The organism is Thiofilum flexile DSM 14609 (assembly GCF_000380185.1).
GTDB lineage: Bacteria > Pseudomonadota > Gammaproteobacteria > Thiotrichales > Thiotrichaceae > Thiofilum > Thiofilum flexile.
In genome coordinates, this window is the sequence record NZ_KB904748.1 from 98,212 (window position 1) to 124,779 (window position 26,568).

The following is a 26,568-nucleotide window of genomic DNA, read 5'->3' on the forward strand; positions in this document are numbered from 1 at the left end:
CATACAATGTTTCAAATGGTCTTCAGTGGGTTTTGCATTGATCAGTAGACCCTAAAATCCCATTCCTATCTGCTCGTCAATATGACCGCTTTCGTGTGAGGCTGCTACTATGGCACTCCATGCGCTAATCAGCTCATTATATGCGCGTGCTTCTTCCGCCCATTTCTTACGTTCGCATAGGGTGTAGAGGTGGTAGGCCAGTTGGCGGATGGCTTCACCACGTTCGGGCATACGCGCGAGTAGGGTTCCTGCTGCACTTTCACCTTGCTGATTGAGGGCGCGGATCAGGTGGTGGGTAGCCTCCCAGATTGGGGTACGGTTATCGGTTTCGGGGTTCCAGTCGCTGGGGTATTCTTGCCATTTTAGGATGCGTACTTTACCGCTGCCTGATTCAATAATTCCGGCATCACGCACGCCATCAACCGAGGTTCCTTTGGCGCGTGCTAAGGTATCGGCTTCGCCGAATACGCCAGTCGCCCAGCCGTATTGATCGAACCAGCTAGAGCAGAATAGGGTGTCAGCGTCGAAGTTGCCACTGTCAGGGCTGAGGTAGTCAGTGATTTCGCGGTTGATGAGGGTGAGGGCATCGTGAACGCTCATGGGGCTGCCGTCTTGGTTGAGTACGGCGGCGTATTGGGAGAAGATCGCCATGCCAGGGCCGATGGCAGCTTGGGCGAGGTCGACGGGGGCGATAGGGGAGCGTCCGCTTTCACCGCCGATCATGGTTTCTAGGGCTTCGGGCATGGTGTTGCGGAGTTCGCGTTGGAAGTCGCGGCGGGAGATGGTTTCGGCGTCAGCTTTGCGCTTGCGGCATACTAGTACAATGCTCGATGCTAGTGCATTGGTGCCATTACCAATTACACGCCCTTGCTTTTCTGTTCTCATTGGCCATGTGCCATCAATAGAAAATCCGGCTTTAATCACCGCCTCAAGAAATGTTTCCCAACCTGTACTGCTAGTGCTGTCGTTACTGGTTTCAGCTTGCTTGAAGGCATAATAAATGGAAATCGGAAAAGCTGGATGTGCCTGTTTTGCCAGATTACCAATAGCTTTGGTCATACCTTCCATGAAAAAGGCTTCGGCGTTTTCTTTATTGCCATGGCGATAAGGTGTTGCTACTAGTTCTTCAGCTTTGGGTACAGCTATCGTTGCAAATAGATTGGGGTAAATTGGTTTTAATGAGCGACGTAGCCAAACATAAAAGAAATCGGACAGGTCTGCATAGCCAATATTGTCGTAATAAGGTGGGTCAGTTGAAACTAATTTATTGATAGTAATTGATTGAGATGAAGCGTCTACTTGAGATGTAAACCCTAAAGCTCTGTCGCTTTTCGGTAAGTTTAAAAGACTTTTCCAAACCCAATCTGATGAGTTACCAATCCAGTTTCCACATGAATTTGAAAAAGGGTTTACCTCAGCATAATCCCAAACCATGGGTAAGGCTTGCCGCGCAAATGTATTTCTGGTCGCATCTACTTGATTTCGCCAAGAGGCTAGAGAACTCCACGCATCAGCTCCTCTACTAACTCCAAAACCAAGAAATACACAAAGAGCATCCCCGTAAGCCGTAGCTCCCAATCCCCCTGCATCAATCCCCACACCATCATCCGCCATACCTGCGGCTTTGGCATCGGCAATAACCTTGGTTCTGGCTTCCTGTACCAAATCCGAGAAAGTGGTGAGCGCAACAAGCTGGCGGGGAGTGAAGAGGTCGCCGAATGTATTTAATCCATAATTGGGTGTTTTAAAGTCTCTAGGGTTAACAGGCAAAGTATGTTCAGGCTTCCATGTTGGTTGGGCTTTCTTAGCTATATCAATCATATCTTGATTAGGAGAAATATAGACACGACCACCTTTGCCTTCAGCAACGATTGCCATAAGCTTTTCGCTCATTCGTCCTGCCTGCCCTTGCTCACGAATATAGTTATAGTCTACAGGCACACCCGAAAATAAACACAAAAATGCGGAACGTTTTCCTGCTGTTGTACCATCTTTGGCCTTGGCAGGCGGTTTGCCAGTACGAATGACAAATTGATATTGATCGCCATCAACAACAGGCTCCACCCAAGCTTCTTTACCTGCCTTACTGGAAAGAATAAAACTCGACACCAGTGGCACTTCCACATGCGAAAAAGCCGGATTAGGACTCTTCACAGTACGTGCCCATAACCACGCAATCACAGTCAGCTTCTCACCCACATAAGGCTTAAGGTCAGCTCGTTCTTTCGCCATCTCCGCCGTGATTTCCACCTGCGGATACAAATGCCCAATACGCTTAAATGCCTCCTCGCGCATCCAGTGCCCATAGCGGCGCACATCCTCCGCCAGACCCCGCGCACCACTCCAGTCCTCCGCCAGCTTCCCCTGCTTTTCATCCGCTGGAATCGGCCCCACAGGTACACATCCGGCAAACTTGGGCGGGATTTCGATCATGGCTTTATTAATCATCACCGCCACCGGATTCAGATCAGACGCATAGGCCTCCAGCCCCAGCCGCTGCGCCTCCAGCGGAATGGCTCCACCACCGGCAAACGGATCATGAAACGCAGGCAGCTTTTCTGGGTTAAACAGCTCGGCTGCCTGCGGATGGTTACGATTTAGATGGCAGGTTTCGCGCCAGCTCTCCCAAATCGCATTCCGCGCCCGCTGTAAGACTTCCTCATTATTAGTATTCTCCCACTGCACCAGATCGCGGATAATCTGAAATAGCTTTTCGCGCTTAGCTTCAGCTTCCTTCTTGTTGACACCAAAACCCAGCTCACGCTGATAACCCGGATCATTCACCAGTTGTGCAAACAATACGGCTCGTGCTGCGGCTAGCGGACGCCGCGCCCACCATAAATGTAAAGTAGACGGGTGCCCATGACGGATAGACTTTTCACGCGCGGCTGCGGCATTAATATCATCCAATGGCAAGGCAACTTCGATCAGTTTCTTCGGGGATTTGATAGGGGTTGTCATTAAGACTCGCTTTTTAAAATATGTTTAATGGCAGTTACAAACGGCAAATGCTCGACTGCCGCCAGCTCTTGCTGAAGCAACTCCAGCCATTCATCCTCATCCTCAGGAAAAGCGGCATACATAGCCGCCAAGTATTCTGCGGTTTCGATGTAACCTTTCACCACACTGGATCGCATCTGCCGTAACGCACCATGCTCTGCATCCAGATTAAGAATCCACAAGGTTTCGGATGCTCTATGTTGTTCTACTGCTGATAATCCTTGGCGAATGGCAATACTGCCATCTACCACAAACAGGAAAAAATGCTCCGGGTCTTCAACATCCGGCTTGATCAGGTCTTCATGGGGATAAACACCGGATTCATCCTTATGCTTGCCACAGCTATCTTTTCGATTGCATGAGCCAAACAGGTTTGTCCACTCAAATATTCCTTGAGGGTAACGACCTCGTTGCCGAAAATGTTCAATATGTGCGTCATAGTGCTCACCAGACCTTGACAAAGCATTTTCACAATACGCACAGCGGCCTTGCTGCATCTTGTCCAGCTTTTCCCAGATTTCCGACTTTTCGGCGGATGATACCTCATCCCATTGGTTGCGACCATGACGATAGCGGGACAAACAGTCCGGTGCTTCATCTGGTCTGGTCAGCTTATGCATGTTTATCCAGCCCTTTTGGTTGGCAATTTCTTCTTCATTGCCATCAGCCGGATCAGCCGCTCACATTCCAGCATAGCGGGATGTTCCTTGCCAAAATGTGCATCAAGCTTTTGACGTAATTCCAAACCTTGTTCCGACTCGTGCTGGTATTGCTGAATCAATGCCTTGTATTTACTAAGCCAATGCGCTTGTTCAATATCTGGCACAGGATCAACCGTCTGGATATTTGCCAGAATATCAGCACTGGGCAATCCTTGCGTTTGCAATTCAGGTGTTCTGACAGTCTCGTTTCCAAGAATGCGGATACACCTAGCAGGAACCGTGGACAAAACCTGTGGGCTGTGAGTCGTGACGATAAACTGGATGTTGGGGAACGCATTTTGCAGCGAGGCAATCACTTTTTGTTGCCAGACTGGGTGCAAGTGCATATCCACCTCGTCGATCATGACGATGCCGGGGGAATCAATGGATGCCTTGTGACCAAGCTGAGGGTTGAGCTTGGTACAACGCCACGCCAGATCAGCTGCCAGCGAAATCATAGCGCGAACCCCATCACTTAGCAGGCCAACCGGCAAAATACCGTGATCAGGGTGCTGCATTGCCAGCTCTTCATGCTGGGAACTGTAATGGAAATTGCTCCAACCTTCATCCGCCAAAAGATTATCCACAGTAGCTTGAATGTTCTTAACCTGAGCAGGCAGCGTACTTTTTTCATAGCCAGGTGTTGTCTCCTGCTGCCACAAGTTCAGTGTTGCCTTTGCCATCCATTGTTGGACTTGCACGAAATTGGAGGCAGATGATAAACAGTCTTCATAGCCCATTGAGCGGCTCTCAGACAAAACCGCCTTGCGATTCATATTTTTGTGGGCTTTCCATAAACGTCCGGTGCCGTAGTATGCCACCACGGGCAGGACTTCATCGCTGAATTCGCGCATGCTAGCCTGCAAGCGTTTGCCGTAGTCAGTCAATGCGCTGGCATCCTTGATGGTGGTTTTGTTTTTAGGCCCCATCAATTGCCGCAGGATATAGAGTTCAGGCTGTAAAAAGCTGGCTTCAATTTTTACCGGATACTGCTGCTCATTGGCGCTCCGCTCCATCGTGGAAACATGACGGGCATCACTACGCTCGATATGATTGGCTTTGCCCAGATCAAATGCACCAACAAAGGTGCCAAGAGCAATGGTGGCGGCATCCAGCAGCGTGGTTTTGCCCTGACCATTCCGCGCTACGATAACTGTTAGTTGTGAATCGAAATCAATACTCAAGTCAGCGAAGCGACGGAAGTTTTTTAGCTGCAGGGTTTTCAATTTCATAGGGTTTGCTCCGGTTTGACCGCCTTATAAAGAAACTCATTTAGATCATAGTTGACACTCGCCACCCCAAAATCAGGCTCAGATTTGAAGGGATTGGTAATATAAAAAGGACCTTCATAATCATCACCCTCCACCAACACAATAGCCAATAGAAACTTAGCGGCCTGATTGAGTGCATAAATAATCTCATTCCGGCTGACGGTGATAGTATTTTGTCCTTTAGCACGTCCTTTCACTTCAATATGGCGATCAGGGAGCAATGAACCATCAGAGTTAACAGGGGGGCGAGAGGTAATATCCCAGCCACATTTTTCCGCTGAAACATCCTTGGTCGTAAAACCTAAAGCCTGCTCCGCTCGTATCACCGCTTGCATAGCAATGTGTTCAATACGACTACGGGCCACAGTATCTACTGAAAATTGTGTGTCACCTTGACGTTGAGCCAATAAGCCCTGAGGAATAATCAAAGCACCCCCGACAACCATAGGAGTACTCGATACCACATGACGCATTAGCTCTAACTCGCGCTCACGATCTTTTAAGCGCTCGCTCAATTCCTCCGCTTTCAGTCGAAATTGCTCTGGTGTAATGTGAGGTTGTTTGCCAGCAGCCACCTCTTCTTTGAGTTTTAAATAGCGATCTTGCTGGTAATTGATTTCTTTGACCAAGCGCTCACGTACTGCTTGATGAATTTTCTCCGCTTGCTTTATCCGTCGTGCATGTATTTCCTGATAATGAGCTGGTACTAATTCGCGTGAAGCATAATCCAGCGCTACACTATCTAAGTTATTTTGTAACCATGTAGCATTGATGACATCCGGAATAAGACTTAAATCGTAAGGTGTAATCGCTAATAAATCTAAATGGGGCGCATACCCTGCATGATAAGCCTGACCTTGAGGATCAATTAATACGAACTGTAAACGCCGCGATACCTCTTTACCCACACCACCCGATTCACGTATAGCGTGATTGAGAATAAATAAAACTTTTGGGCTAGTGCTGTAGTCATTAGGGTCAACTAAAATAGCACCTTGCTTTAGTTTAGGTTGATACGCTTCTAAAATTAAATCTGTACAGGCTGACATTAAAGGATGAGCCGGATGAATTAAATCCGCCATTACTTTACCGATGGGTCGCACTAGTTGTTTTTCAAAACAAATACGCTCGTATTTTTTTAAGACAGGGGTGCGGGATTTACCAATACGTCTATCTCGCTCACGAATAGCGCTAGGTACATTACGAATCTCATAGCGTCCTGCTTCTCGTGGGCGCAATTCACCACCTAGGTGCTGGAAGGCTGCGGTAAAAAAAGCACGAATGAAATAGGGTTGTAGTTTGCGTGCTTCGGCTTTTTCCATTTCCTCTTTAACTGTATATAAATCCTCTAAAGTCATATGCTGCTCTACTAGAGCATTACGGCGCATAATTTCTTTTAAGTGTTGAGTATCTAGTGCGCCCTCAATAACTTGATTCATTTGATTACGAACATCAGGATCTTCTCCATAACGAATCGCCTTTACTAATAAGTCTTTTAATGAAACGTTATCAAAAGCCTCTCCTAATACATCAAATACTTTGCCACCTAATGCGGCACGTTCAACCTCGATTTTTTCAAATAATTTTTGAAACACCGCACCTTCACGAGTCTGATTCGCTACAATATTCCATAAGTGACACACTTCAGTTTGACCAATACGGTGAATCCTACCAAAGCGTTGCTCTAAACGATTAGGATTCCACGGCAAATCATAATTCACCATGAGATTGGCGTTTTGTAAATTGACACCCTCACCTGCAGCATCTGTAGCGACTAGAACTAATACGTCGGGATCATTCCGGAATTCTTCTTGAGTTTTGCGGCGCTCATCACGATTAGTCCCTCCATAAATGACACGTACCGCATTGGGATTGGCTAATACATCGCTAATACGTGTTTTTAAATAAACTAAAGTATCTTTATGCTCAGTAAACACAATCAGCTTGCGTCGATTACCATTGGCAGTAAACATTTCGGGGCGCTCTTGTAATAGTGCTGAGAGCTGTTCCCATTTTTTATCATTACCCGAGCGGACTACTTCTAAAGCTTGTTGTTCTAAGGCTTTTAAGCTAATGATTTCGGCCTCTAGCTCTTGAATCGTTTCGGAGGCGGTCGCTTGGTCAACAACTTGTTCGGTGTATAGCTCATAGTCTTCGGCATTAAGCTCTTCGTCTAACTCATCAAAATTTTCAGGTAAGTCGAGTTTAATAGTTCTTTTAACCGCATAACCATCCTCACAGGTTTCAGCCACTTGATTGTTGAAATTAGTTTTGCCACGCGCTTGTTGTTTGGTTTCCTCTAGGCGTTGCTCTAGACGTTTATGGCGGCGTTTTAGCGATTGATAAATGGCTTCAGGACTAGAGGCGAGGCGGCGTTGTAGCTGAGTTAAGGCAAAGCCGATAGTGTTTTTTTGTTTACCATTGAGCTTATCCGCCCGATTCATTTCATTGCGTACATAATCGGTTACACGTTCGTATAAAGCTTCTTCTAAAGGTGATAGTTGATAATTAGCAGTATAAGCACGACGCTCAGGAAAGAGTTTTGTACCATCAAATTTTAGTAACTCTTCTTTCACCATGCGGCGCATTAAGTCAGAGACATCAACTTTATGTACACCATCCCGAAACTTACCATAGAAACGATCAGTATCTAATAAAGAGAGCCAGATTTGAAAATCAGCTTCTTTACCATTGTGTGGAGTAGCTGTCATTAAGAGAAAGTGGCGAGTAATGGAACCTAATAGTTCTCCTAAAATAAAGCGTTTAGTTTTATTAATACTATCCCCAAAATAATTAGCTGAGAGCTTATGTGCTTCATCAACAATAATTAAATCCCACTCGGTTAGTTTTAGCTTTTCTTGATAGCCCTGATTTCGTGATAGCTGATCTAAACGGCAAATAAGCTGATCAGCTTCGTCAAAATAATTACCGGAGGCACATTGCTCTTGTTTTTCATGGCTAAAGATTTCAAAAGTGACGCCGAATTTTTCGAGTAACTCATCTTGCCATTGTTCGGTTAAAGAACCCGGTGATATAATTAAAATACGCTTAGCATCGGCTCGCATGAGTAGCTCACGAATTAATAAGCCCGCCATAATGGTTTTACCCGCACCCGGATCGTCAGCTAGTACAAAACGTAGGGGCTGTTTAGGTAGCATAGCCTCATATACTGCTGAAATCTGATGGGGTAAGGGTTCGACATTAGAGGTATGTACAGCCATCATAGGGTCAAATAAAGCAGCCTGAGAAATACGATAGGCCTCTAAACCTAATTTAAAGTGCTCTCCCTCAGCATTAAAGGCCCAAGAGCGCTCTGCTTGAGCAAGCGATAATCGTGCCTCATCGGAGCGAAATAGCATTTGCTCCCCTAACCCCCCTTTGCTGTCCTTGTAATAAACCGTAAGCGCTGTATCACTAATAGGAACTACTTGAATAATTTGAACAATATCATCATTCTTGATGCCACGAATTTGACTATTTTGTTGAATTTCTTCGAGTTTTAACATGAGGGCTTTAAGATGGAAGTAGCTAGTTAAGGTGAAGAATTATAGATGACCGTTCAGTTAAAAGTAAGGGTCTTGTTCCAGGTTGGATAGATAAGGAAGTAGTTAGGTATGGTATTTGCCGCTTGAGCCAAATGTGATTGGAGTTTGCTGGCTTTCTTCGGTTTGGTGGGTGCAAAGAAGGCTTATCATTCCCTGGCTTGAGCCTGAGCGAGATTACAGCGCTCTAATGTGCCAACGGATGAAAGGTCTATTGGCACTCAGATAGCGAAGGTTACTCACACCCCATAAACACATGCGCAAGCGTAATACGTGGTTTAGTCGTATTCGAGGAAGGTGTAGCTTCTGGCTCGGTAGTGGCACCCTTTTTGGTTTTAGTGGGCGTTGGCGTGACAGTAGCCTCTGCTGGAGCCGCTTCACTCTTGGCTTCTACTACAGGAGGGGTTTCTTCCGAAATAGGGGCTAAGGGTACTCGTGCCGCCTGTGGTGTTGAACGTGGGGTACGTTCCCGACGTGGCTCACGTTCCCGCGTTTTGGATTCAGAAGCTTCTCGTTGGCGTTTTGGATTCGCACTACGACTAGGCAGTTGAACACCTTCTAACCATGTAGGATCAATAGCACTAACTGGAATGACCTTATCTGTATAAGCCTCAATCTCCGGCAAATAAAACGCGGTATCTTCACAGGCAAAACTATGCGCCTCACCTGATGCGCCTGCCCGTGCGGTGCGTCCAATGCGATGGACATAATCTTCGGCGATTTGCGGCAAATCAAAATTAAACACATGAGTTACATCGCTAATATGCAACCCTCGTGCAGCCACATCAGTCGCAATCAGAATTTGGTATTTGCCTTCCTCAAAGTCTTTTAATAAGCGCTCGCGGCGTGATTGACGCACATCACCCGAAATTAATCCCGCACTAATGCGATTACTACGCAGATAATCATAAACTTTTTCAGCACCGTATTTAGTATTCACAAACACAATGGCGCGAAACGGATTAAGATGGCGAATTAGGCCAATTAGGAGCGGGATTTTTTCTTTATTGGCAGGGAAGTAAAGATGCTCAGTAATATTCGCCGCACTCACTGTTTGCGATTCGATTTTAACCGGCACCGGGTTATCCATATGCTCATAAGCAAGTTCCAGTACTTTTTGGGATAAAGTAGCCGAGAAAAGCATATTCAGGCGTTCAGTAGGGGCGGGTAGTTTACGCAATAAATAGCGTACATCCTGAATAAAGCCCATATCAAACATGCGATCCGCTTCGTCTAATACCAGTGCTTGAGCGCGATCTAGACGAAATACGCCTTGTTTGTAATAGTCAATAATGCGTCCGGGTGTGCCTATGAGCACATCCACCGTGCTTTCAAATTGACGGCGTTGTTTATCATACCCTGCACCACCATACACTAATACCGAACGCAGGCCGGTATGCCGTCCTAATTCTTCCGCATCACGCGCTACTTGAATAGCCAGTTCACGCGTAGGGGCGAGAATAAGGCAGCGCACATCGCCGGGCTGTGGATCAGCGAGGGGGTGGGTCAGTAAATGTTGAAAAATGGAAACTAAAAAAGCACCTGTTTTACCCGTTCCGGTTTGCGCCTGCCCTGTTACATCTTGACCTTGTAAGGTATAGGGGAGGGTAGCCGCTTGAATGCGTGAGCATTGAGTAAAGCCACTTTCGTGCAAAGAGCGGAGGAGTTCGGGATGAAGCGCAAAGGCGTCAAACCGTATGTCACTTAAATATTGATTATCCATGCCTTAAGCATATCACACTTTAATTTTGAATCAGATAGCCGCCCATAGACCTCAGTATTGAATAAAGTCAAAGGGTCTTGCTTCCGCAGTCGTTGTGAATACATCCTTGTACGCTACAAGGATACATCCATACCGCCAAGACTGCTCCAGCAAGACCCTTTGACTTTCATAATATCTATAAGCGGGTCAATATAATGACATACAAAGCACCATCTTGCCATTAATGGATTATTTTAGTAGGTTGTGCCTTTCTATTATTGACCTAGGTAGTTAGCTCCATGAGCACCAGCCCTTATATCACTGAAACAGTGACCGATATAACCCATTGGAATGAAACATTATTCTCTTTTCGCACCACGCGCAATCAAGGCTTTCGTTTTCTCAATGGTCAATTTGTCATGATGGGGCTAGAGGTGGAGGGAAAACCACTGACGCGTGCTTATAGTATTGCTAGTGCGAATCATGAGGACTTTTTAGAGTTCTTTAGCATTAAAGTCCAAGACGGCAAACTCACTTCACGTCTACAGCATTTGCAAGTAGGGGATTTGGTTTATGTCAGCCGTAAACCGACCGGGACTCTAGTTTTGCGTGATTTAAAGCCGGGCAAGCGCTTATTTTTATTTGCCACCGGCACCGGGTTAGCGCCCTTTATGAGTTTGGTACATGACCCTGAAATGTATGAGCAGTTTGAGCAGATTATTCTGCTGCATGGGGTGCGTTGGAAAAGTGAGCTGGCTTATAAAGACTATCTAGAGCAGACCTTGCCCGCCCATGAGTTTTTAGGTGAAGAAGTGCGGGAGAAGCTTATTTATTATCCTGCTGTGACGCGTGAGTCCTTTATTCATCATGGGCGTTTAACCGCGTTGGTGCAGTCGGGTGAGTTATTTAAGCATATTGGGCAAGAGCCTTTGAATCCTGAAACTGATCGCGCCATGATTTGTGGAAGCCCTGCGATGTTAGAGGATATTAGCCACATGCTAAATAACTACGGTTTTCACATGTCACCACGCCAAGGCGAGATGGGGGATTATGTGATTGAGCGGGCTTTTGTGGAGAAGTAGTACTCTAGGCGGGCTTAATGAGGCTAAACGGTGTTGGATCTAGTTCTTAGTGGTGGCCAACAGCTCGCGTACTAGGGGTTCAGTCAGCCGCGCCGAGCAAGATTCAATAAACCGATACGCATAAGCCCGCAAATAATGCCCTTGGCGTACACCAATCTGGGTAGTATTGGATTTAAAGAGCTGCGGTACTTCTAATAAGGTCAAGCCGAGATCACGTTGTGGATTAAACGACATTGCCGCTAAAATCCCCACGCCTAAGCCTAATTCAATATAGGTTTTAATCACATCAGAGTCGAGTGCAGCAATGACAATATTAGGTTTTAACCCCAGCTCTGCGAACGCTTGATCAATATTCGCTCGTCCGGTAATGCCGTCATAATAAGTAAGCAAAGGATAGGCTGCTAAGTGCTCTAAGCTCAAATTAGGCACTTGTGTCAGTTCATGTCCATGGGGAACGACTACCGCATGATGCCATGTATAAAAGGGAAAGGTGGTAATAGTAGACGCATCCTGTAAGGCCTCCGTAGCAATACCAATATCGGCTTTACCCGATTGCAAGCGTTGCACAATTTCACTAGGGTGGCATTGATGGAGGACTAAATTGACCTTAGGAAAATGTTTCTTAAACTCCGATACAATCGGGGGCAGGATATAGCGGGCTTGGGTATGGGTGGTGGCAATGGTTAACGAGCCTTCTTCACTATTACTAAACTGCTCCGCTAATTGCTTAATATTATGAGCATCTAATAGCACGCGTTTAACAATGCCTAATAATTCTCGCCCCGGATCAGTCAAACCTAATAAGCGCTTACCACGGCGTACAAACAGAGTAACCCCTAACTCATCCTCTAAATCCTTGAGATGTTTGCTAACACCGGATTGTGAGGTAAACAGTACCTGAGCGACCTCAGTAAGATTGAAGTTGCAGCGTACCGTTTCGCGTACAATTCTCAACTGCTGAAAATTCATACTAATTGTTATCTTACGACAGGCAGCTAGAGTTGCTAGGAGCCATGCTTTCCATAGAGCTGAGGTTATTTGAGTGATTGATTTGATAGTGTGCTGGCAAAACGGCTGTAGCTACTGCTGTGTATACTACATGAGTGGGGGCATAGGACAGTGTGGGTTCTGTAACCTCAGCAGCATGGCTATAGGCAGAATAAGTATTGATACCTACGATGAGTGCAGCACCTAATAAAGTACGTTTAAAGTTAGAAAATGCCATCTTAAAAATCCTGTAAAAACGATGATGTTTTAGAATAGTGGGCATCTTAAAAGCAGCCGTGATGAAAAAGAACTAATAAAATTCGCATTGCATATGCCGAAAAGTGATTTATGTGAGAATTAGCTAGGCAAAAAACAGATAAGTACTTGAACCAACGTAAGCGGGTATTTCTGGAGCAGTCTTGGCGGCAGGGATGTATTCACAGCGGCTGCGGAAGAAATACCCGATTACGTTGGTATGCCTACTCAAGTACTAACCCAAGCATAATAAAATCTCATGAGTAAACAGGAGAGTGAGCAATTTGCTACTCACTAGAGACAGTTTGGTATTGAAATCCCACGTTTTGTCAGTAGCTGAGTGTGAGTGTGCCCTCGTATCATAGCGCCTTAAGCATGATAAAGGATTGACTATGGCGCGATTACATCAGGAGCTGGGTATTGTAAGCGGTACGAGTTTACTCACCACCTCACTGTTAGGCACGGGGATTTTTGTGATTCCCGCATTAGGGGCGACGGTTGCCCAACAAGACTCACTTTGGTCTTGGATATTGCTGATTTTATTAGTGATTCCCTTAGGGGTAACGTTTGCGGCATTGGGGCGGCGTTATCCACATGCAGGGGGAGTGAGTCATTATATTAGCCGTAGTTTTGGTGCTCAGTGGGAAATGCTCACCGCCTTATTATTTCTGACTGTTATCCCGGTAGGTTTACCGGCGGCTTTAATGATTGCCGTGGGCTTTATTCAGTCGGTGTGGGCAGTACCAGCTTGGGAACTACTCTTGATTCAAATCCTTACCCTATTGGCGATGTTAGGTTTGGGACTCGCGGGGGCTAAAACCTCTGGTCAGGTACAGTTTATTATTGCCTTATTAATTATTGCCATGGTGGTTGCTTTATGGTCGGGGGCGCAGATTAGTAGAGCAGATATCACCCCACCGGCTATGACCGTGGATGCCTTACCAGAGATTACGCGTGCCATGGGGGTGATGTTTTGGTGCTTTGTGGGTTTAGAAGCGTTTGCCCATTTAGGTGAGGAGTTTCGTCGCCCGGAGCGTGATTTACCCATTGCCATTTTATTGGGTATTCTCATCGCGGGCTTAGTGTATTGGGCGTGTGCGGTGGTAGTGATTAAGCTGGGAGCCTATGGTACACAGGAGGCCAATACTCAAGCAGTACCGCATATGCTCGCGCTACTTTTTGGCGCAGAGGCGCGTTGGGTAGCGGCAATAGTGGGGTTTTTAGCCTGCTTTGCCTCAATGAATATTTATGTGCAAGGGTTTGCGCGTTTGATTTGGAGTCTTGCGGATGAGGGCAAATTGCCGCCTTACTTCGCGCACACCAATGCGCGTAAAATTCCAACCCATGCACTGTATGCAACCGTCGCGACCTGTATGACATTTGCTACTTTATTCTGGTGGTGGCAAAGCGATTTGGATGCCTTGATTCGTTATGCCAATGGCAATTTTGTGCTGCTCTATCTGCTGTGTATGTTGGCAGGGGTAAAGCTTTTGAGCGGTTGGGCGCGAGGTGTTGCGGTATTAAGCACTTTATTGTGTGCGTTTATGTTTGTCTTTTTGGGAGCCGAGGGCTATTACGCTTTAGCGGTGGTGGGTTTATTTGTGGGCTATCTTTTTATTCAGAAGTGGCGTGCGGTGGCACTAAAGTCTTCATGAGTTGAGGCGGAAATGATTGCTGAGTTGCCCGTATTACCCCCTGAGGAGTGCATACGGGCAAGGGCATTTTAGAGATACAACTAATGTAAGCGCATCCCCTGTTGTGCGATACGTTTCTCTAAAATCGATTGACCATACACACTGATATGCACGGAATTAATCAAGGCTGCAATTTCATCATCCGTGACTAAACCTAAAAACTCACCCGCTTGCATAAACCCTTCGCAGCGATGTTTGTCTGCGGCTGAGACGGGTTTTCCGGCTTTGGCTGCTTGGAATGCGTCGCGTAATTGAGCACGCAGTTCAGTTAAGAATTTTTCTTTTAGCATAATGGAGCCTTTCGAGTTAATAGTAAAAAAGAGAGTACCTTATCCTTAATACTCAAAGCGCTTATTATTTGGCGCAAGCAAGTCCTCAATATGATTGAACATAGGCATAAGTCTATGTCAAAGCACCTCAAAGTGGCTACGATAAAAGGTTAAATGGTGGATAAATAAATCACGACGGTGAGTAAACAGCTCAGCAATAGAAATCCGAGCTGTTTACTTTATTAGCAGGTCTTAACGGGAGGAAAGGAGTTCGCTCACATTAGCGTGTTGTAGTTGGCGTGCGAGTCCTAAGGGTGTTTTACCATCGGAGTTGCGAATCGTAGCATCAGCACCGCGTGATAGCAGTAACCGCACCATATCATAATGCCCAAAACGTGCAGCATGATGCAAAGGAGTCCAGTTCTTGCGAGTGGTAGCATTGACACTAGCATTACGTTGTAACAGGAGTTTAGCCATATTGAGGCCGCCTTTAGCAGCGGCTTCGTGTAGCGCGGTGACACCATCACTACCCGCTGCATTGACATCCGCGCCTTTTTGCATGAGTTGATAGGCGATCATATCCGAGCCACTGCTGACCGCTACTTGCAATAGTGATTCACCACTAGGGTAGCGCTCATTGATATCGGCACCCTTATCAATAAAGAGCTGTGCTACATCAGATAGGCGGCGTTTGACTGCATACTGTAGATAGCTTTCACCACTGCCTTCGATTTTACCAACCGGCGCGGCACCGCGTTCAAAGAGATACTGTATTATTGTCATGTTGCCACGCATGACGGCTGCACTCATCGGAGTTGAACCGTCTTCATTGCGTTGATTGACATTAGCACGCCGTAACAGTAGGAATTTTACGTTATCAAGGCGATTTGAGAAAATGGCGAGATACAGTAGGCTGCGTCCTTGTTGATCGAGGCTGTTGACATCTGCACCTTCGTCATACCAACGCTCGGCCTCTTTCATATAATTGCTTTGCAACGATACCATGAGGTTTTTATCGTAAGTAGGGTTACGAGCAGGGCCTCTGAGCCGAATGGTCGGATCATAAGGTAATAACATGGCAGGTTTTGCAGGAGCTGCAGGTGCTTGAGCAGTACCAGAATTCTCTAGTGTATTATTGCTGGTAGTGAGCATATTGTTGTTAGTGCTAATAGGAGCCGCATAAATCTGTGTGCTGAATAATAAAGAACATAATATTCCGCTGAGTGCGACTGTCTTCAATGTGGACATAGGTTTGCCGCCTTTGAAAAAAGATTGATTCTTGTGTCTGACCCTAACAATGCCCTGCTAGAGTAGGATAGTGTGCCCTAAGTAAATATTATGCCAAAGGACAAGCCAACTTAGCGTTGTTTTAACCCCTAAGGCTAAATCGGTATGCATAGGTTGGGTGAACCATAGCTGAAACATGCTATAAAATAAAGCCTTGCCGATAGAGAGTAGGGCAGAACCATGCAGTTAAAAAGCCCCCCATCATTATTTAGATAGGGGGGGATAGGGTCTAAAGTTGATTAAAAAAAGTTAAATCGGGGTAACCATCCGCTGGTAAACCTTTTTGCTGCTGTAGCTTCCGGGTCGCACTCATGGTTTCTTGACCAATAATACCGTCTATTTTTTCGATTTTAAAACCCGCCGCCCGTAATTTCTTTTGAAGGGTTTTCACTTGGCTAAGGCTTAACGTGGCTATAGGCGCATTACCGCGTTTTAACGCGGGAGCACCGGCGAGACGAGTGGCAAAATAGGCGGCGGTAAGCGAGTACACACTCGATTCATTCCACTGCAAATAGGCATCGAAATTAGGATAGGCTAAGAAAGCAGGGCCATTACGTCCCATCGGTAGCAGTAGGGCAGCAACCCCATTATTGGGTAAGGGTTTACCACTAGGGAGAGTAACCCCTTCGGCTTTCCACGTACTAATCGGTAGTTTATTGTCCAGGCGTGCTTTAGCCCAGTCCATCTGTTTGGGTACTTTCACCTCTAAGAGCCAAGGCTCACCCGCTCGCCAACCATAATTTTTTAATAAACTAGCAGCCGACGCTAAAGCATCTGCTTTAGAGGCAATAATATTACGATGACCATCCCCATCAAAATCAACACCATGCAAATTATAGCCAGAGGGTAAAAACTGTAATTGTCCTAGTTCCCCTGCCCAAGCCCCCCGCATTTTAGCCGGAGTCATATCCCCTTTTTGCACTAGCCATAGGGCATGCATGAGTTCAGGACGAAAACGTTCTGGACGTCGACAATCATAGGCTAAGGTCGCTAAGGCCGGGATAGTCGAAAAATCACCTAATACCGCGCCAAAATCGGTCTCTAAGCCCCAGAATGCGGTGAGTACTTCCGCTGGTACACCATAACGTGCCTCAATGCGATTAAATAACGCCGCATTCTTTTTCAATTGGTTGCGCCCAGTACTAATACGATTACTGGAAACTTTTTTATCAGAGAATTGCAAAAAGGTCTGGGCAAAGACGCCTTGTGAGCGGTCGCGCTGAATGACACTAGGATCGAATTTGACCGAGCTTAGGGTTTGCTCAATGGTAGTATTAGAAATACCCTCGCGTGCGGCCTTTTGTTTGAAGTCTGAGAGCCAACTTTGAAAGTCAGCCGTGTTTTGACAAGCCCAAGCACTCTGCAGTGCTAGACTCGATAGTAATAGCCCTATTGATAAAATACGCATAATGGTCCTTATTAATTAGCTCCGTGAAAAATAATCCCTAAATAGGATGAGAGTAGAGTAGGAGGATGCAAAAAAAGTTTCTAGTCAATTTTCATTATTTTCCCCCACCTTGGCCTATATAATCAGCATGTACATCAAGCGCATACTCCACCTTAAGTGATAGGGGGGAAAGTATGAAAAGTAGCATAACTAACAAGACCCACTCGTTTCCCTTCAGGAGTGGCTAAGCCAAGCAGCGGAAAATGAGCGGTAGTTTTTAAATTAAACCATTGGGTTAGTTGCTCACGAGAGCGAGGCTTGTAAAATTCATTTGTTAGTGTCCTGTAAATTCCGCTAGGGGATTAACAAAGTGCTCGATAACCAACAATACCAGATAGGATAAACGCAATGAATAAGAAAATAACAGATGTGAAATATGTCGGAGAGGCCGTTGCCACTCGTTTAGAGGCGCACGGTATTACTACTCTAGAGCAATTAGCACAAGCCTCCTTAGAGCAGCTTAAGGCAGTGCCGGGGATTGGTGCGAGCACGGCAGAGATGATGATTGCGGATGCTAAACGGTTGCTAAGTGGTGCTGAAAATACAACCACGAGAGTGACTAAGCCTAGAGCGAAAGCGGCTCCTAAAACCAAGCCTACTGATGCAACCGCTAATACGGAGTCACCCGCAACAGAGGCCGTGGATGGGGTTGCACCAGTCACCACTTTGCCAGCAGAGGAGGCTACAGAATCAGTAGCCCCCACAGATCCAGACGCCCAAGCTGCGCCAGCGCCTGCTAAACCTAGAGTTAGAGCCGCCACCGCCACGCCCAAAAAACCGCGCACAGTTAAACCTAAAGTAGTCATTCCCGAAGTCGTTGAGTCTGAGCCTGTATTAGCAACGGTGATTAGCGAGACGATTGCAGTGCTTGAGATACAAGATGGTATCGAGATGGCAGAGCTGATTGCTAAGAAAGTTAAAGAAAAAGCAAAGGATAAAGACAAAAAAGCTAAGAAGGGAAAAAAGGCTAAGGATAAGAAGAAGTCTAAGGACAAAGCTAAGAAGGGAAAAAAAGCTAAGGATAAAAATAAAAAGAAATCTAAGGATAAAGCTAAAAATAAAAAAGCCCAACCCTCCGACACGCATTTATCTGCCTAGTCTAGCACTCATCCTGTATGCTCAATGCAGAGGTTTAGTGCGATGACTTAACCTCTGTATTGAAGAAAGGGACGCGTTGCAGTCAAGTTTTGCCGATTTTGCCGATTTTGCTGATTTAATTGAATTCGTGTTACAAGGTTAAGGTAGACGAGCTATAGGCACGGTATTATGCTCAGCATTTTAATTTTGGCTAAAATCTGTATCACGCATGGACAAACAAACACTAATTAATGCCTTGAGTCGTTTCGGTCAACCAGATCTTGACCCTGCTCAGCGTAACACTAATTTTTCTACCTTACGGCTTACGTCAGCGGATGCACCACTACTCTTAGACATAATATCACAGGGTGAGGAGTTCTATGCTCAGGAGTCTACTTGGTTTGTCCCGCTGTATGCGTGGCGAGCCTTAAAATCATTGGGTACACCGATTGATATTAGCGAGCTATTAGCGGTATTCGAGTTCTATCAGGATAATGATTGGGCTATGGATGAACTACCCGGTGTGATTGCAGCGGCAGGAGAGCGAGCATTAGCCCCGACTTTTGCCTATATTCGGGACGAGGGGCGGGATGAGTTTCTGCGCAGTTGGGCAACAGAGATACTCCCTGCTATAGGCACTGAAAACCCTAACCTGCGACAAACGATTGTCGATCAGCTCACGGAGTTATTAGCACAACAAGGCGCTGATACGGCAGAATTGAATGCTTTTATTGTATCCGCATTAGTGGAACTTAAAGCGCTTGAGTCTTTGGTTGTGATTAATAAAGCCTACGCTGAGGGCAAGGTAGTAGAGGCTATTGTCGGTGATTTTGAAGATGTTGAAATTGAGTTAGGCTTAAAAACAGAACGGACTAATCCGCGTCTTTATAGCTCATTACTGCCCGACGAGGAGGGGATCGAACCACCTTCTCAAGAACCTGTACCGGATGATATTAGCAATGATGATGTCTTTGACCGTCTCCAACAACATTTAGACTACTATGGGCATGAGTATTCTATTCAAGAGGTTGCCGGTTTAGATGGCTTATTTGCGGCGGTGGCTTGTGCGCCCAAAATGATTATGCCCACCGAGTGGTTAGCGGCGATTTGGGGTGGGGAAGAATATATGCCCGAATTTCCTAGCCAAGCCGAATTGACTATTTTCATTGAACTCATCATGAAATTATTCAATCAGACCTATCAACATCTCAAAGAGACCAAGAAGTTTCAGGCGTCCTTTATGAGCAGTGTGGATGAGGACGGGACACAAATACTTAATGTACAAAGCTGGTGTGATGGTTTTATGCGCGGGATTGTCCTAGGTCAGCCACCACTGATTGAAGCACCTGAAATGCAAAAAATGCTAACACCCATTGCTATTTTTGGTACTCCACAAGGTTATGCCAAAGTGGAGGACATGAGTGATGACGAGATACAAAATTGGGCGGCTCAGATTGAACCAACCGTATTACAAATTCGCGATTGGGCATTGGCTCATGCACCTAAACTCCCCCCGATTGTTAACCCGAATAAAGTAGGGCGTAATGATCCTTGTCCTTGTGGCAGTGGACTGAAGTATAAAAAATGTTGTGGAGCCTAATCGATATAAGGGCCTAGCATTGGCGCACATAGCGACACCTGTCTATGGGGTGTCGCTAAAATAGGCTGGCTTAACGACTAAAGTTAGTTTTGTAGGCTTCAGCAAAGAGTTGAGCCATAGTGTCGTAACCCTTTTGGGTGAAATGCACTCCACTTGCCAGCGGTTTTAAGGTTTCCAGATTCACTGAAACGGCATTAGGATCTTTAGCACCGACCGCATCTTGGGCTTTTTGGATAGGCACATGATCACGGCCTGCTACATTGACCTCATTGAGGCGACCAATCATAAAGGGAAGGTTATCTACATGAGTGGTGGCGCGTATGTCCTGAATAAAGCGCGTTAGGTTGGTTTCATACTCCGCCCCTTTTTTATCGCGCGCATCGGCCTCGCCTTGATGCCAGAACATACCCTTAATATTGATCTGAGCATCGGGGTTGTCTTTGCGTAGTTTGGTGAGATATTTATCTAGTTGGGTTTGGAACTGTTTATATACTAAACCATCTTTACTAGCGTCTGCCGTACCATCGCCTTTCCATTGTTGGTAAAGATGAGTACCACCGGCTGCATAGGAAAACACATTGGTTTCATGTAGAGCGGTATCTGCACCTAAGGTATTTTCCAGCGCCCCTTCCAAACGTTTAGCACCTAGTGCTGCCGCATTAGATTGTCCGCCCAATAAATAGACATCAATTACTTTTTGTCCATTGGCGGGGGTATTGGTTTGTCCTGTTGGCGCAGGAGTCGGTGCTGGCGTTCCCGTTGTATTGGTCGTATTAGTGGCTGGTTGGCTATTGTTGTGTTGTTGAGCTAACTGGATTAGTAGTTGGAGGATTAAATTTAGCAAAAGCTGTTGTTGGCTTTGGCTAAATACCTGACTTTGCGTCCCATTCCAAGTGGTTGTACTCGGTTGGGTAGTATTCGTTAAGGGGCGATAAGTCGTGCTAGTTAATGGGCTGCTAGTATTAAGGTAATCCATAGGCTTAATTCTTTGTTGTCGTTTGGAGGATGGCTGCTAGGACATCGCGGGCTAACAGCCTAATAGCTAGAGGGTTTAGGTGCTAAAACCTGCTTTATAGGCATCGGCAAACAGTTGCGCCATGGTGTCATAACCCTTTGGAGTGAAATGAACGCCATTAGCCATTGGTTTTAAGGCATCGAGGTTCACGGATACTGCATTGGGATCTTTGGCTCCAACCTGATCTTGTGCTTGCCGGATGGGTGCCCAGTTACGAATATCCGTTAAGCGTCCCACCATAAAGGGCAGATTTTCCACCCCTGTAGTGACACGAACATCCTGAATAAAGCGGGTCAAATCTTCTTCATACTTAGCTGTGCCGCGATTAGCCAGTGCATCGGATTCACCTTGGTGCCAGAACATACCTTTGATATTAATCTGAGCATCGGGATTATCTTTGTGCAGCTTAGCCATGTAAGTATCCAGTTGGCGTTGAAAGTTTTGATACATCCCGCCGTCTTTTTTAGGGTCAGCTGTGCCATCCGCTTTCCATTGGCTATAGAGGTTGGTCGAGCCTACTGCATAGGAAAAGACATTGGTCTGATGGGTAGCCGTATCGGCCCCTAGGCTCTTTTCCAACGCATTTTCTAAGCGCTTCGCACCTAAGGCGGCGGCATTGGATTGCCCACCTAATAGGAATACATCAATGACTTTCTGATTATTATTCGGGGTGGCGGTATTTTGCTGTGTTGGGGTATTCGTAGCGGGGGTAGTTGTGCTCGGTGCCGGGGTGGTAGTTCCGGTATTATTGGTGAGCTGATTTTGGTTATTACTTTGTTGGGCAAGTTGGATTAGCAATTGTAAAATCAGATTTAATAGCATTTGTTGTTGATTCTGGCTGAAAATCTGATTTTGGTTGAGGTTCCAAGTGGATGCACTAGCAGCAGGTGTCGCAGTACTAGTTTGAGAACCAAGGGTGGTCTGAGTCGTTGGGAGAGTGGTGGTGTATTGTATTGGCATCGATCTGACTCTCAAAAATCGGGGTATATATCAAGAATAGGGTTGATTTATTTTACTTTATCCTCTGTTTAGAGTGCGGCTAGACTTGCCGGAGGGTGTTGTGCAGGTGATAGATGGCTTATGGCAGCTTTACCTAAGACATAGCTTCAAGCTAGAGTAAGTCTCTTTTGCAACCAAAATACTAACCCTCATGTATCTACCCCTGATAACCACCTTTACCCATAACAGGCGACTGAGCAGCCCGTTTGCCGCTATAACAGGTAGCAGATCATGATAACCCTAAGTCCAGATCAGGCTCGCATATTAGTTCTGCACTGTCAGCGGCTACCCGCTAGCAAACCGGCGCAAGCATTGGCAACTACTCTAAATCTGATCGAGCATCTGGGGTATGTGCAGATTGATACTATTTCGGTGGTAGAGCGTGCTCATCACCATACCCTCTGGAGCCGTAATCCAGGCTATGCCCCAGAGCAGCTTGATACCCTATTAGCCGAGCGGCAGGTGTTTGAATACTGGGCGCATGCTGCTGCGTACTTACCGATGCGCGACTTTCGTTTCACCTTGCCGCGTAAGGCGGCTATTGCCAGTGGTGAACTGGATCACTGGTATGCTCGTGATACGCAACTAATGCACGAAGTACTAGAGCGTATTCGGCAAGAGGAGCCATTGCAGGCGCGTGATTTTGAGGGTAGTAATACGGCTAAACCAGGGGATTGGCATAGCAAACCCGCTAAACGTGCGCTGGAGTATCTGTTTCATCAGGGCGACCTCATGGTGACACGCCGTCAAGGGTTTCAAAAGGTGTTTGATCTCTCCGAACGGGTGCTACCACCAGAGGTTGATACACGCATGCCCACACCACAGGAGCAAGCCCATTTTCTGCTCACGCGCTTTCTGGAAGCTAATGGATTGGGGCAAGTCGCTGAAGCAGGTTATCTACGTAAACAGGTTGGTCCGCTGTTACAACAAGCGGCTCAGGATATGCTGGAAGAGGGTACACTGGTGACGGTACAGGTGGAGGGGCATTCTTGGTTAACCCTGCCCCGAACGCTAGAGCTACTGGAGGCTCCGCTGGCTCTCAGTACAATCAGTATTTTATCGCCGTTTGATAACCTGCTCATCCAGCGTCGCCGGATGCAGGCTTTGTTTGGTTTTGACTATCAGATTGAATGCTATCTTCCGGCTGCTAAGCGTCGCTTTGGCTATTTCAGCCTGCCTGTGTTATGGAAGGGGTGCTTTGTTGCCCGCATAGACTGCAAAGCAGAGCGCCGTGAGTCTATCCTAAAGGTATTGCAGTTTGTGCCTGAGCCGCACCTGAAGGCTGATTCAGAGTCCTATGCTGCTTTTGGGCAGCAGCTAGAGCAGGCTTTGACGGATTTTATGAGTTTTAACCGCTGTCAATCTTGGGTCTGGCAGGCAGCAGAGCGTCCTGATGGTTTGTTAAGGTAGGGATGCGCAATTTTTGTAAAGTCCCTATACTAGTCACAGCAGGTTTACCCCACCCCACTAACCCCAGATGAGTTTATACTATGCGCCTGATTGAGCCTATGATCGCACTGTTTGATTCACCCCAGCAACGCCGTACCCACCTTTGGCTACCCATACTCATGGGAATTTTGGGTGGTTTTATTCTGGCACTCACCTTGGTGGTGATGGAGAAACTATCTCATCTGATCTGGCAGCAGCAGTATCAACAGAATCCCTTCGTGATTTTTGCTGTGTTTGCCATAGGGGGGCTGATTATTGGCTTGCTACAACAAAAATTAGCACAGCTAAAACAAACACAGTCGGGGCAGGGTAGTGATCCGCTTAGACTGGGGATAGTGATTCTGATTGGTATCTTGGCGGTGGGATTAGGGGCCTCAATTGGACCAGAAGCCGCACTCATAGCAGCGGGGGCTGAAATGGCTTGGGTCATAGGCCATTATCTGCATGCCAGCCAACGTGAGTCCGCCTATATCGAACGCCTAGGGCAAGAGGCAACTATGGGCGGAGCCTATTCAGCTCCAGCCGCAGCGTTGGAGCCTGAGATGGCTGAGGCACCGAAAATTCATATCTTTGCCCGTGTATTGACGATTATCTGTGCGATTGTTGGGTTTTATGTGAGTATGAAGTTACTCAATCCTGAGGGTAGTCTGCATCGCATCCATCTTATGACGGCTGAGCAGTCACTGAATCTATGGGCACCCTTGGCAGCGGCTTTAGTGGCGGGCTTTTTGACCGTATTGTTTGTGCGTTTAGGACACCGAGTGATGCAAGACTCAGAGCAGTTTATGCATTCTCCTTTGTATCGAGGCGTCTTCACGGGGGTATTGATGGGGATGGTGTTTGCTATTCATCCCTTCCTACGTGGGGCGGGCTATTATGAACTCGAATATCTACAAACGCATGAAATCGGATTATGGATTTTGCTGCTGATTGCTGTGCTCAAGCTCATGTTGACTCTGCTCAGTGCTACAGGTGGCTGGTTGGGTGGGGTGATTTTTCCGTTGTTCTTTGTCGGTGGGGCATTGGGGGCGGCGATGGTGCAAATTATTCCGGGTAATGTCGATGCAGCGATGTTGGCGGCTATGACGAGTGCTACCTATATCAGCCTACGCAAGCCAATAATATTATTGATGCTCATGGTGCTGTTGGTGGAAAATTTGCAGATTCCGGCGCTATTGGTCGGGCTTGGAGTGGGGATGTTGCTGGAGCGGTTGTTGATGGGAGATATGGAGGTAAAGGGGCATTGATCGAGGTGAGTGTCTGCCTCTACTTTGCAAAGAACTCACACAATTCAGCAATCGGGCAGCTTCCACCTCAAAAGCTACCAAATTGCTACTCTCACGGCTGAATTGAGTGTTGATAACTACTACTCTGCGATGTGTAGACGATAAGACTCTAGACTTGGAGACTATTTAGAAGTCACGAAATCTATGAATCTAGCAGAGTCCATATACTCGCGCACTTCAACGATCATCTGATCGCGGATGACGAGCAGAACATGAAAGCGATTATTATAGTCGCGTCCATTTTTGCCGGGGGCGTGGATCGTCGTTTCGAGCGCGACACGCTCACCTTCAGCGGTAATCCCTAGCACTTCGGTGTGCATGGAGCCGATGAGGTTTGGGACTAAATATTTAGCAAAGAAGGCCAGAAGTCCGTCGCGGTTCATCGTTCCACCATAAGGAGCGGGTGCTACTATTTCATAGACAACATCCGGTGCCAGCAGAGCCATAGCCTGCTCAAAGCTACCAGCATTGAGATGCTCGAAGAATTTTAGTGCGATGTCGCATGGCTGGTGTCCGGTGGGGGTAGATTGTGGGCTGGTCATAGCTATAAAGGTTCCTGTTTACTCTACAGTTTTATTCCATACTGCTCGACAATCCAGTGTCGATAATATGGATCATGAATGTGTTCACTAATCTTTTTTGCCACCGAGTTGCTTTGTCGAATCTTTTCCGAGTTCAGAGCGGAACAAAGAACCAAAAATTTTCCAAGTGGATAGATACGTTGCTTTTTTGTCGGAAATAGGTACATGTCCATCCTTGGTTCAAGTTTATCAGCTAATTCGAAGAAAGCAATTTGATTGGCTACCGACACTGTTCCTACGGCTCCTGATGCAATTTGTTCGGTAAGCAATGTATGAGGTACTTCACTGTTCATCGAAAGGAGTCTGGAAAGGATAGCTGTTGCTTGTCTTCTCAAGAAAGCATCAGCTTTCCATAAGTTGTCGTACTTTTTGATAAAGTGAAGAAGATACTCCTGTGAGGAGTATTTTGCTTTGAACCAGAGTAATGCATAGAATCCTGAGGGTTTTTTCTGAACGGTTGTAAGGTTTTTTATTGCTTTCTCTGCATCTTCTAGAAACTTCATTGCATTTGATGTCCTCGGAATCTCCCAGTTTGTTAGCAGATGAACGACTTGCACAATGGAAAGATCATCAAAGACTCTTAATTCATTGAGTATTATTAGAATTGTTTTACTGCTTGTTTCTGAGTAGCCAAGGTTTGCAAGATAGAATAGCAGATTTGGACGTAGACCAGAGTGGTCGCGGTAAATTGAAGGCAAGTCTTGCAGAATTTTTAGGCTTTTCAATCGACTGAAAGCTGTGATATATCTTTTTGTGACCTTGTCCCAATACTTAGGCATTTTGTTCTTAAAGTGCTCCTTGAATTGTTGCTCAAGAAATTCTTCGATCTCCTTCCTAAGCTCATGCTCAGGCTCAATATCTGCGAAGAGGTCAAGCTCTATATTCTTTGAGATCAAGAAATTCTTCTCGGCGTCTTCCGTATTCAAGATTGTTGTCTTTGATAGATTTAGTGCCAGTCCCCTGCTTTTCAGCATATCTGTTCTGGTCAAGCAATCCCTGACAGATTTAATTGAGACAACTCAAACTCCACCGGCGTTTGATTACCATTAGCCGTATGTAAACGCTCATGGTTGTAATAACGAATATACGCCTCCACATCCTCTTTCATGGCTTGTCGGGTCAGGTGGTTGACCTTTAATAACCATTCGTTCTTCAAACTACCAAAAAAACGCTCCACCACGGCATTATCCCAGCAGGCACCCACTCCACTCATCGAGGCTTGTATACCATGCTGTTTCAATAAGTTACCAAAGCGTTGGCTGGTGTATTGCGAGCCTTGATCACTATGAAACATCAGGCCAGACGGGGGATTCCTCAAGGTGAT

21 protein-coding genes are annotated in these 26,568 nt (G+C 46.3%); 6 read left to right on the forward strand and 15 right to left on the reverse strand.

Going from position 1 to position 26,568, the window contains the following annotated elements:
- Positions 1-51: 51 nt before the first annotated feature.
- From A3IK_RS0102860 to A3IK_RS18295, 5 genes are all read right to left on the reverse strand, one after another.
- Positions 52-2,961 carry a DUF1156 domain-containing protein gene (locus A3IK_RS0102860; protein ID WP_020558459.1) on the reverse strand — a complete coding sequence of 970 codons (2,910 nt, stop codon included), beginning with the start codon at positions 2,959-2,961 and terminating at the stop codon, positions 52-54.
- Positions 2,961-3,620 (reverse strand): retron Ec78 anti-phage system effector HNH endonuclease PtuB, encoded by a 660-nt coding sequence (gene ptuB / locus A3IK_RS0102865; protein ID WP_020558460.1) that lies wholly within the window; start codon positions 3,618-3,620, stop codon positions 2,961-2,963. Before ptuB ends, A3IK_RS0102860 begins: the two co-directional genes overlap by 1 nt.
- Positions 3,621-3,622: 2 nt before the next feature.
- Complete coding sequence (locus A3IK_RS0102870; RefSeq protein ID WP_020558461.1) at positions 3,623-4,933, reverse strand: AAA family ATPase; 1,311 nt, start codon at positions 4,931-4,933, stop codon at positions 3,623-3,625.
- The gene (locus A3IK_RS0102875; RefSeq protein WP_020558462.1) at positions 4,930-8,478 is read right to left on the reverse strand and encodes a helicase-related protein; all 3,549 of its coding nucleotides are present in this window, start codon (positions 8,476-8,478) and stop codon (positions 4,930-4,932) included. Before A3IK_RS0102875 ends, A3IK_RS0102870 begins: the two co-directional genes overlap by 4 nt.
- A 271-nt stretch (positions 8,479-8,749) precedes the next feature.
- Positions 8,750-10,237, reverse strand: coding sequence for a DEAD/DEAH box helicase (locus A3IK_RS18295; RefSeq protein ID WP_020558463.1), 1,488 nt, complete (start codon positions 10,235-10,237; stop codon positions 8,750-8,752).
- A gap of 278 nt (positions 10,238-10,515) precedes the next feature.
- Between A3IK_RS18295 and A3IK_RS0102885 the strand changes: the two genes are divergently transcribed.
- Positions 10,516-11,298, forward strand: coding sequence for a ferredoxin--NADP reductase (locus tag A3IK_RS0102885; RefSeq protein WP_020558464.1), 783 nt, complete (start codon positions 10,516-10,518; stop codon positions 11,296-11,298).
- A gap of 39 nt (positions 11,299-11,337) precedes the next feature.
- Here A3IK_RS0102885 and A3IK_RS0102890 read toward each other — a convergent pair whose 3' ends face one another.
- Positions 11,338-12,267 (reverse strand): CysB family HTH-type transcriptional regulator, encoded by a 930-nt coding sequence (locus tag A3IK_RS0102890; RefSeq protein WP_020558465.1) that lies wholly within the window; start codon positions 12,265-12,267, stop codon positions 11,338-11,340.
- A gap of 13 nt (positions 12,268-12,280) precedes the next feature.
- Positions 12,281-12,523, reverse strand: coding sequence for a hypothetical protein (locus tag A3IK_RS0102895; protein ID WP_020558466.1), 243 nt, complete (start codon positions 12,521-12,523; stop codon positions 12,281-12,283).
- A 409-nt stretch (positions 12,524-12,932) separates the two neighbouring features.
- Here A3IK_RS0102895 and yjeH point away from each other — a divergent pair, with 409 nt between their 5' ends.
- Positions 12,933-14,195 (forward strand): L-methionine/branched-chain amino acid transporter, encoded by a 1,263-nt coding sequence (gene yjeH, locus A3IK_RS0102900; RefSeq protein ID WP_020558467.1) that lies wholly within the window; start codon positions 12,933-12,935, stop codon positions 14,193-14,195.
- An 80-nt stretch (positions 14,196-14,275) separates the two neighbouring features.
- Here the strand turns inward: yjeH and A3IK_RS20055 are convergent, their stop codons facing one another.
- The 3 genes from A3IK_RS20055 to A3IK_RS0102915 all read right to left on the reverse strand — a co-directional run bounded on the left by A3IK_RS20055 (position 14,276) and on the right by A3IK_RS0102915 (position 17,198).
- On the reverse strand, positions 14,276-14,524 hold the full coding sequence (locus A3IK_RS20055) for a hypothetical protein (RefSeq protein ID WP_020558468.1): 249 nt from the start codon (positions 14,522-14,524) through the stop codon (positions 14,276-14,278).
- 231 nt (positions 14,525-14,755) lie between these two features.
- Complete coding sequence (locus tag A3IK_RS0102910; protein ID WP_020558469.1) at positions 14,756-15,751, reverse strand: ankyrin repeat domain-containing protein; 996 nt, start codon at positions 15,749-15,751, stop codon at positions 14,756-14,758.
- Positions 15,752-16,019: 268 nt separating this feature from the next.
- A complete protein-coding gene (locus A3IK_RS0102915; protein ID WP_020558470.1) occupies positions 16,020-17,198 on the reverse strand; it encodes a lytic murein transglycosylase in 1,179 nt (392 codons plus the stop codon).
- Between the two features lie 387 nt (positions 17,199-17,585).
- On the opposite strand from A3IK_RS0102915, the gene A3IK_RS0102920 reads away from it, so the two are divergent.
- Positions 17,586-18,335, forward strand: coding sequence for a helix-hairpin-helix domain-containing protein (locus A3IK_RS0102920; protein WP_020558471.1), 750 nt, complete (start codon positions 17,586-17,588; stop codon positions 18,333-18,335).
- Between the two features lie 208 nt (positions 18,336-18,543).
- Positions 18,544-19,914 carry a UPF0149 family protein gene (locus A3IK_RS0102925; RefSeq protein ID WP_020558472.1) on the forward strand — a complete coding sequence of 457 codons (1,371 nt, stop codon included), beginning with the start codon at positions 18,544-18,546 and terminating at the stop codon, positions 19,912-19,914.
- A gap of 70 nt (positions 19,915-19,984) precedes the next feature.
- Here the strand turns inward: A3IK_RS0102925 and A3IK_RS0102930 are convergent, their stop codons facing one another.
- Positions 19,985-20,890 (reverse strand): sialate O-acetylesterase, encoded by a 906-nt coding sequence (locus tag A3IK_RS0102930; RefSeq protein WP_020558473.1) that lies wholly within the window; start codon positions 20,888-20,890, stop codon positions 19,985-19,987.
- A 75-nt stretch (positions 20,891-20,965) separates the two neighbouring features.
- Complete coding sequence (locus A3IK_RS0102935; RefSeq protein WP_020558474.1) at positions 20,966-21,889, reverse strand: sialate O-acetylesterase; 924 nt, start codon at positions 21,887-21,889, stop codon at positions 20,966-20,968.
- Between the two features lie 270 nt (positions 21,890-22,159).
- On the opposite strand from A3IK_RS0102935, the gene A3IK_RS18300 reads away from it, so the two are divergent.
- Entirely contained in the window at positions 22,160-23,338 is a 1,179-nt protein-coding gene (locus A3IK_RS18300; RefSeq protein WP_020558475.1) for a winged helix-turn-helix domain-containing protein, read from the forward strand.
- 80 nt (positions 23,339-23,418) lie between these two features.
- Positions 23,419-24,624, forward strand: a complete 1,206-nt coding sequence (locus tag A3IK_RS0102945; RefSeq protein ID WP_020558476.1) for a chloride channel protein — start codon at positions 23,419-23,421, stop codon at positions 24,622-24,624.
- Between the two features lie 161 nt (positions 24,625-24,785).
- Here A3IK_RS0102945 and A3IK_RS18305 read toward each other — a convergent pair whose 3' ends face one another.
- From A3IK_RS18305 to A3IK_RS0102960, 3 genes are all read right to left on the reverse strand, one after another.
- Complete coding sequence (locus A3IK_RS18305) at positions 24,786-25,205, reverse strand: nuclear transport factor 2 family protein (RefSeq protein WP_020558477.1); 420 nt, start codon at positions 25,203-25,205, stop codon at positions 24,786-24,788.
- Positions 25,206-25,228: 23 nt separating this feature from the next.
- Positions 25,229-26,170, reverse strand: coding sequence for a hypothetical protein (locus A3IK_RS18310; RefSeq protein ID WP_162596609.1), 942 nt, complete (start codon positions 26,168-26,170; stop codon positions 25,229-25,231).
- A gap of 59 nt (positions 26,171-26,229) precedes the next feature.
- The coding region (locus A3IK_RS0102960) for an integrase core domain-containing protein (protein WP_026220786.1) at positions 26,230-26,568 on the reverse strand (339 nt) is incomplete at its 5' end.

Bases quoted from the DNA above. Each gene is read 5' to 3' on its own strand.
- A3IK_RS0102925 (WP_020558472.1), top strand. From the start codon at position 18,544: ATGGACAAACAAACACTAATTAATGCCTTGAGTCGTTTCGGTCAACCA.
- A3IK_RS0102920 (WP_020558471.1), top strand. From the start codon at position 17,586: ATGAATAAGAAAATAACAGATGTGAAATATGTCGGAGAGGCCGTTGCC.
- A3IK_RS18305 (WP_020558477.1), bottom strand. From the start codon at position 25,205: ATGACCAGCCCACAATCTACCCCCACCGGACACCAGCCATGCGACATC.
- A3IK_RS0102915 (WP_020558470.1), bottom strand. From the start codon at position 17,198: ATGCGTATTTTATCAATAGGGCTATTACTATCGAGTCTAGCACTGCAG.
- A3IK_RS0102945 (WP_020558476.1), top strand. From the start codon at position 23,419: ATGCGCCTGATTGAGCCTATGATCGCACTGTTTGATTCACCCCAGCAA.
- ptuB (WP_020558460.1), bottom strand. From the start codon at position 3,620: ATGCATAAGCTGACCAGACCAGATGAAGCACCGGACTGTTTGTCCCGC.
- A3IK_RS0102910 (WP_020558469.1), bottom strand. From the start codon at position 15,751: ATGTCCACATTGAAGACAGTCGCACTCAGCGGAATATTATGTTCTTTA.
- A3IK_RS0102870 (WP_020558461.1), bottom strand. From the start codon at position 4,933: ATGAAATTGAAAACCCTGCAGCTAAAAAACTTCCGTCGCTTCGCTGAC.
- A3IK_RS0102860 (WP_020558459.1), bottom strand. From the start codon at position 2,961: ATGACAACCCCTATCAAATCCCCGAAGAAACTGATCGAAGTTGCCTTG.
- yjeH (WP_020558467.1), top strand. From the start codon at position 12,933: ATGGCGCGATTACATCAGGAGCTGGGTATTGTAAGCGGTACGAGTTTA.
- A3IK_RS0102930 (WP_020558473.1), bottom strand. From the start codon at position 20,890: ATGGATTACCTTAATACTAGCAGCCCATTAACTAGCACGACTTATCGC.
- A3IK_RS0102875 (WP_020558462.1), bottom strand. From the start codon at position 8,478: ATGTTAAAACTCGAAGAAATTCAACAAAATAGTCAAATTCGTGGCATC.
- A3IK_RS0102895 (WP_020558466.1), bottom strand. From the start codon at position 12,523: ATGGCATTTTCTAACTTTAAACGTACTTTATTAGGTGCTGCACTCATC.
- A3IK_RS20055 (WP_020558468.1), bottom strand. From the start codon at position 14,524: ATGCTAAAAGAAAAATTCTTAACTGAACTGCGTGCTCAATTACGCGAC.
- A3IK_RS18295 (WP_020558463.1), bottom strand. From the start codon at position 10,237: ATGGATAATCAATATTTAAGTGACATACGGTTTGACGCCTTTGCGCTT.
- A3IK_RS0102885 (WP_020558464.1), top strand. From the start codon at position 10,516: ATGAGCACCAGCCCTTATATCACTGAAACAGTGACCGATATAACCCAT.
- A3IK_RS18300 (WP_020558475.1), top strand. From the start codon at position 22,160: ATGATAACCCTAAGTCCAGATCAGGCTCGCATATTAGTTCTGCACTGT.
- A3IK_RS0102890 (WP_020558465.1), bottom strand. From the start codon at position 12,267: ATGAATTTTCAGCAGTTGAGAATTGTACGCGAAACGGTACGCTGCAAC.
- A3IK_RS0102935 (WP_020558474.1), bottom strand. From the start codon at position 21,889: ATGCCAATACAATACACCACCACTCTCCCAACGACTCAGACCACCCTT.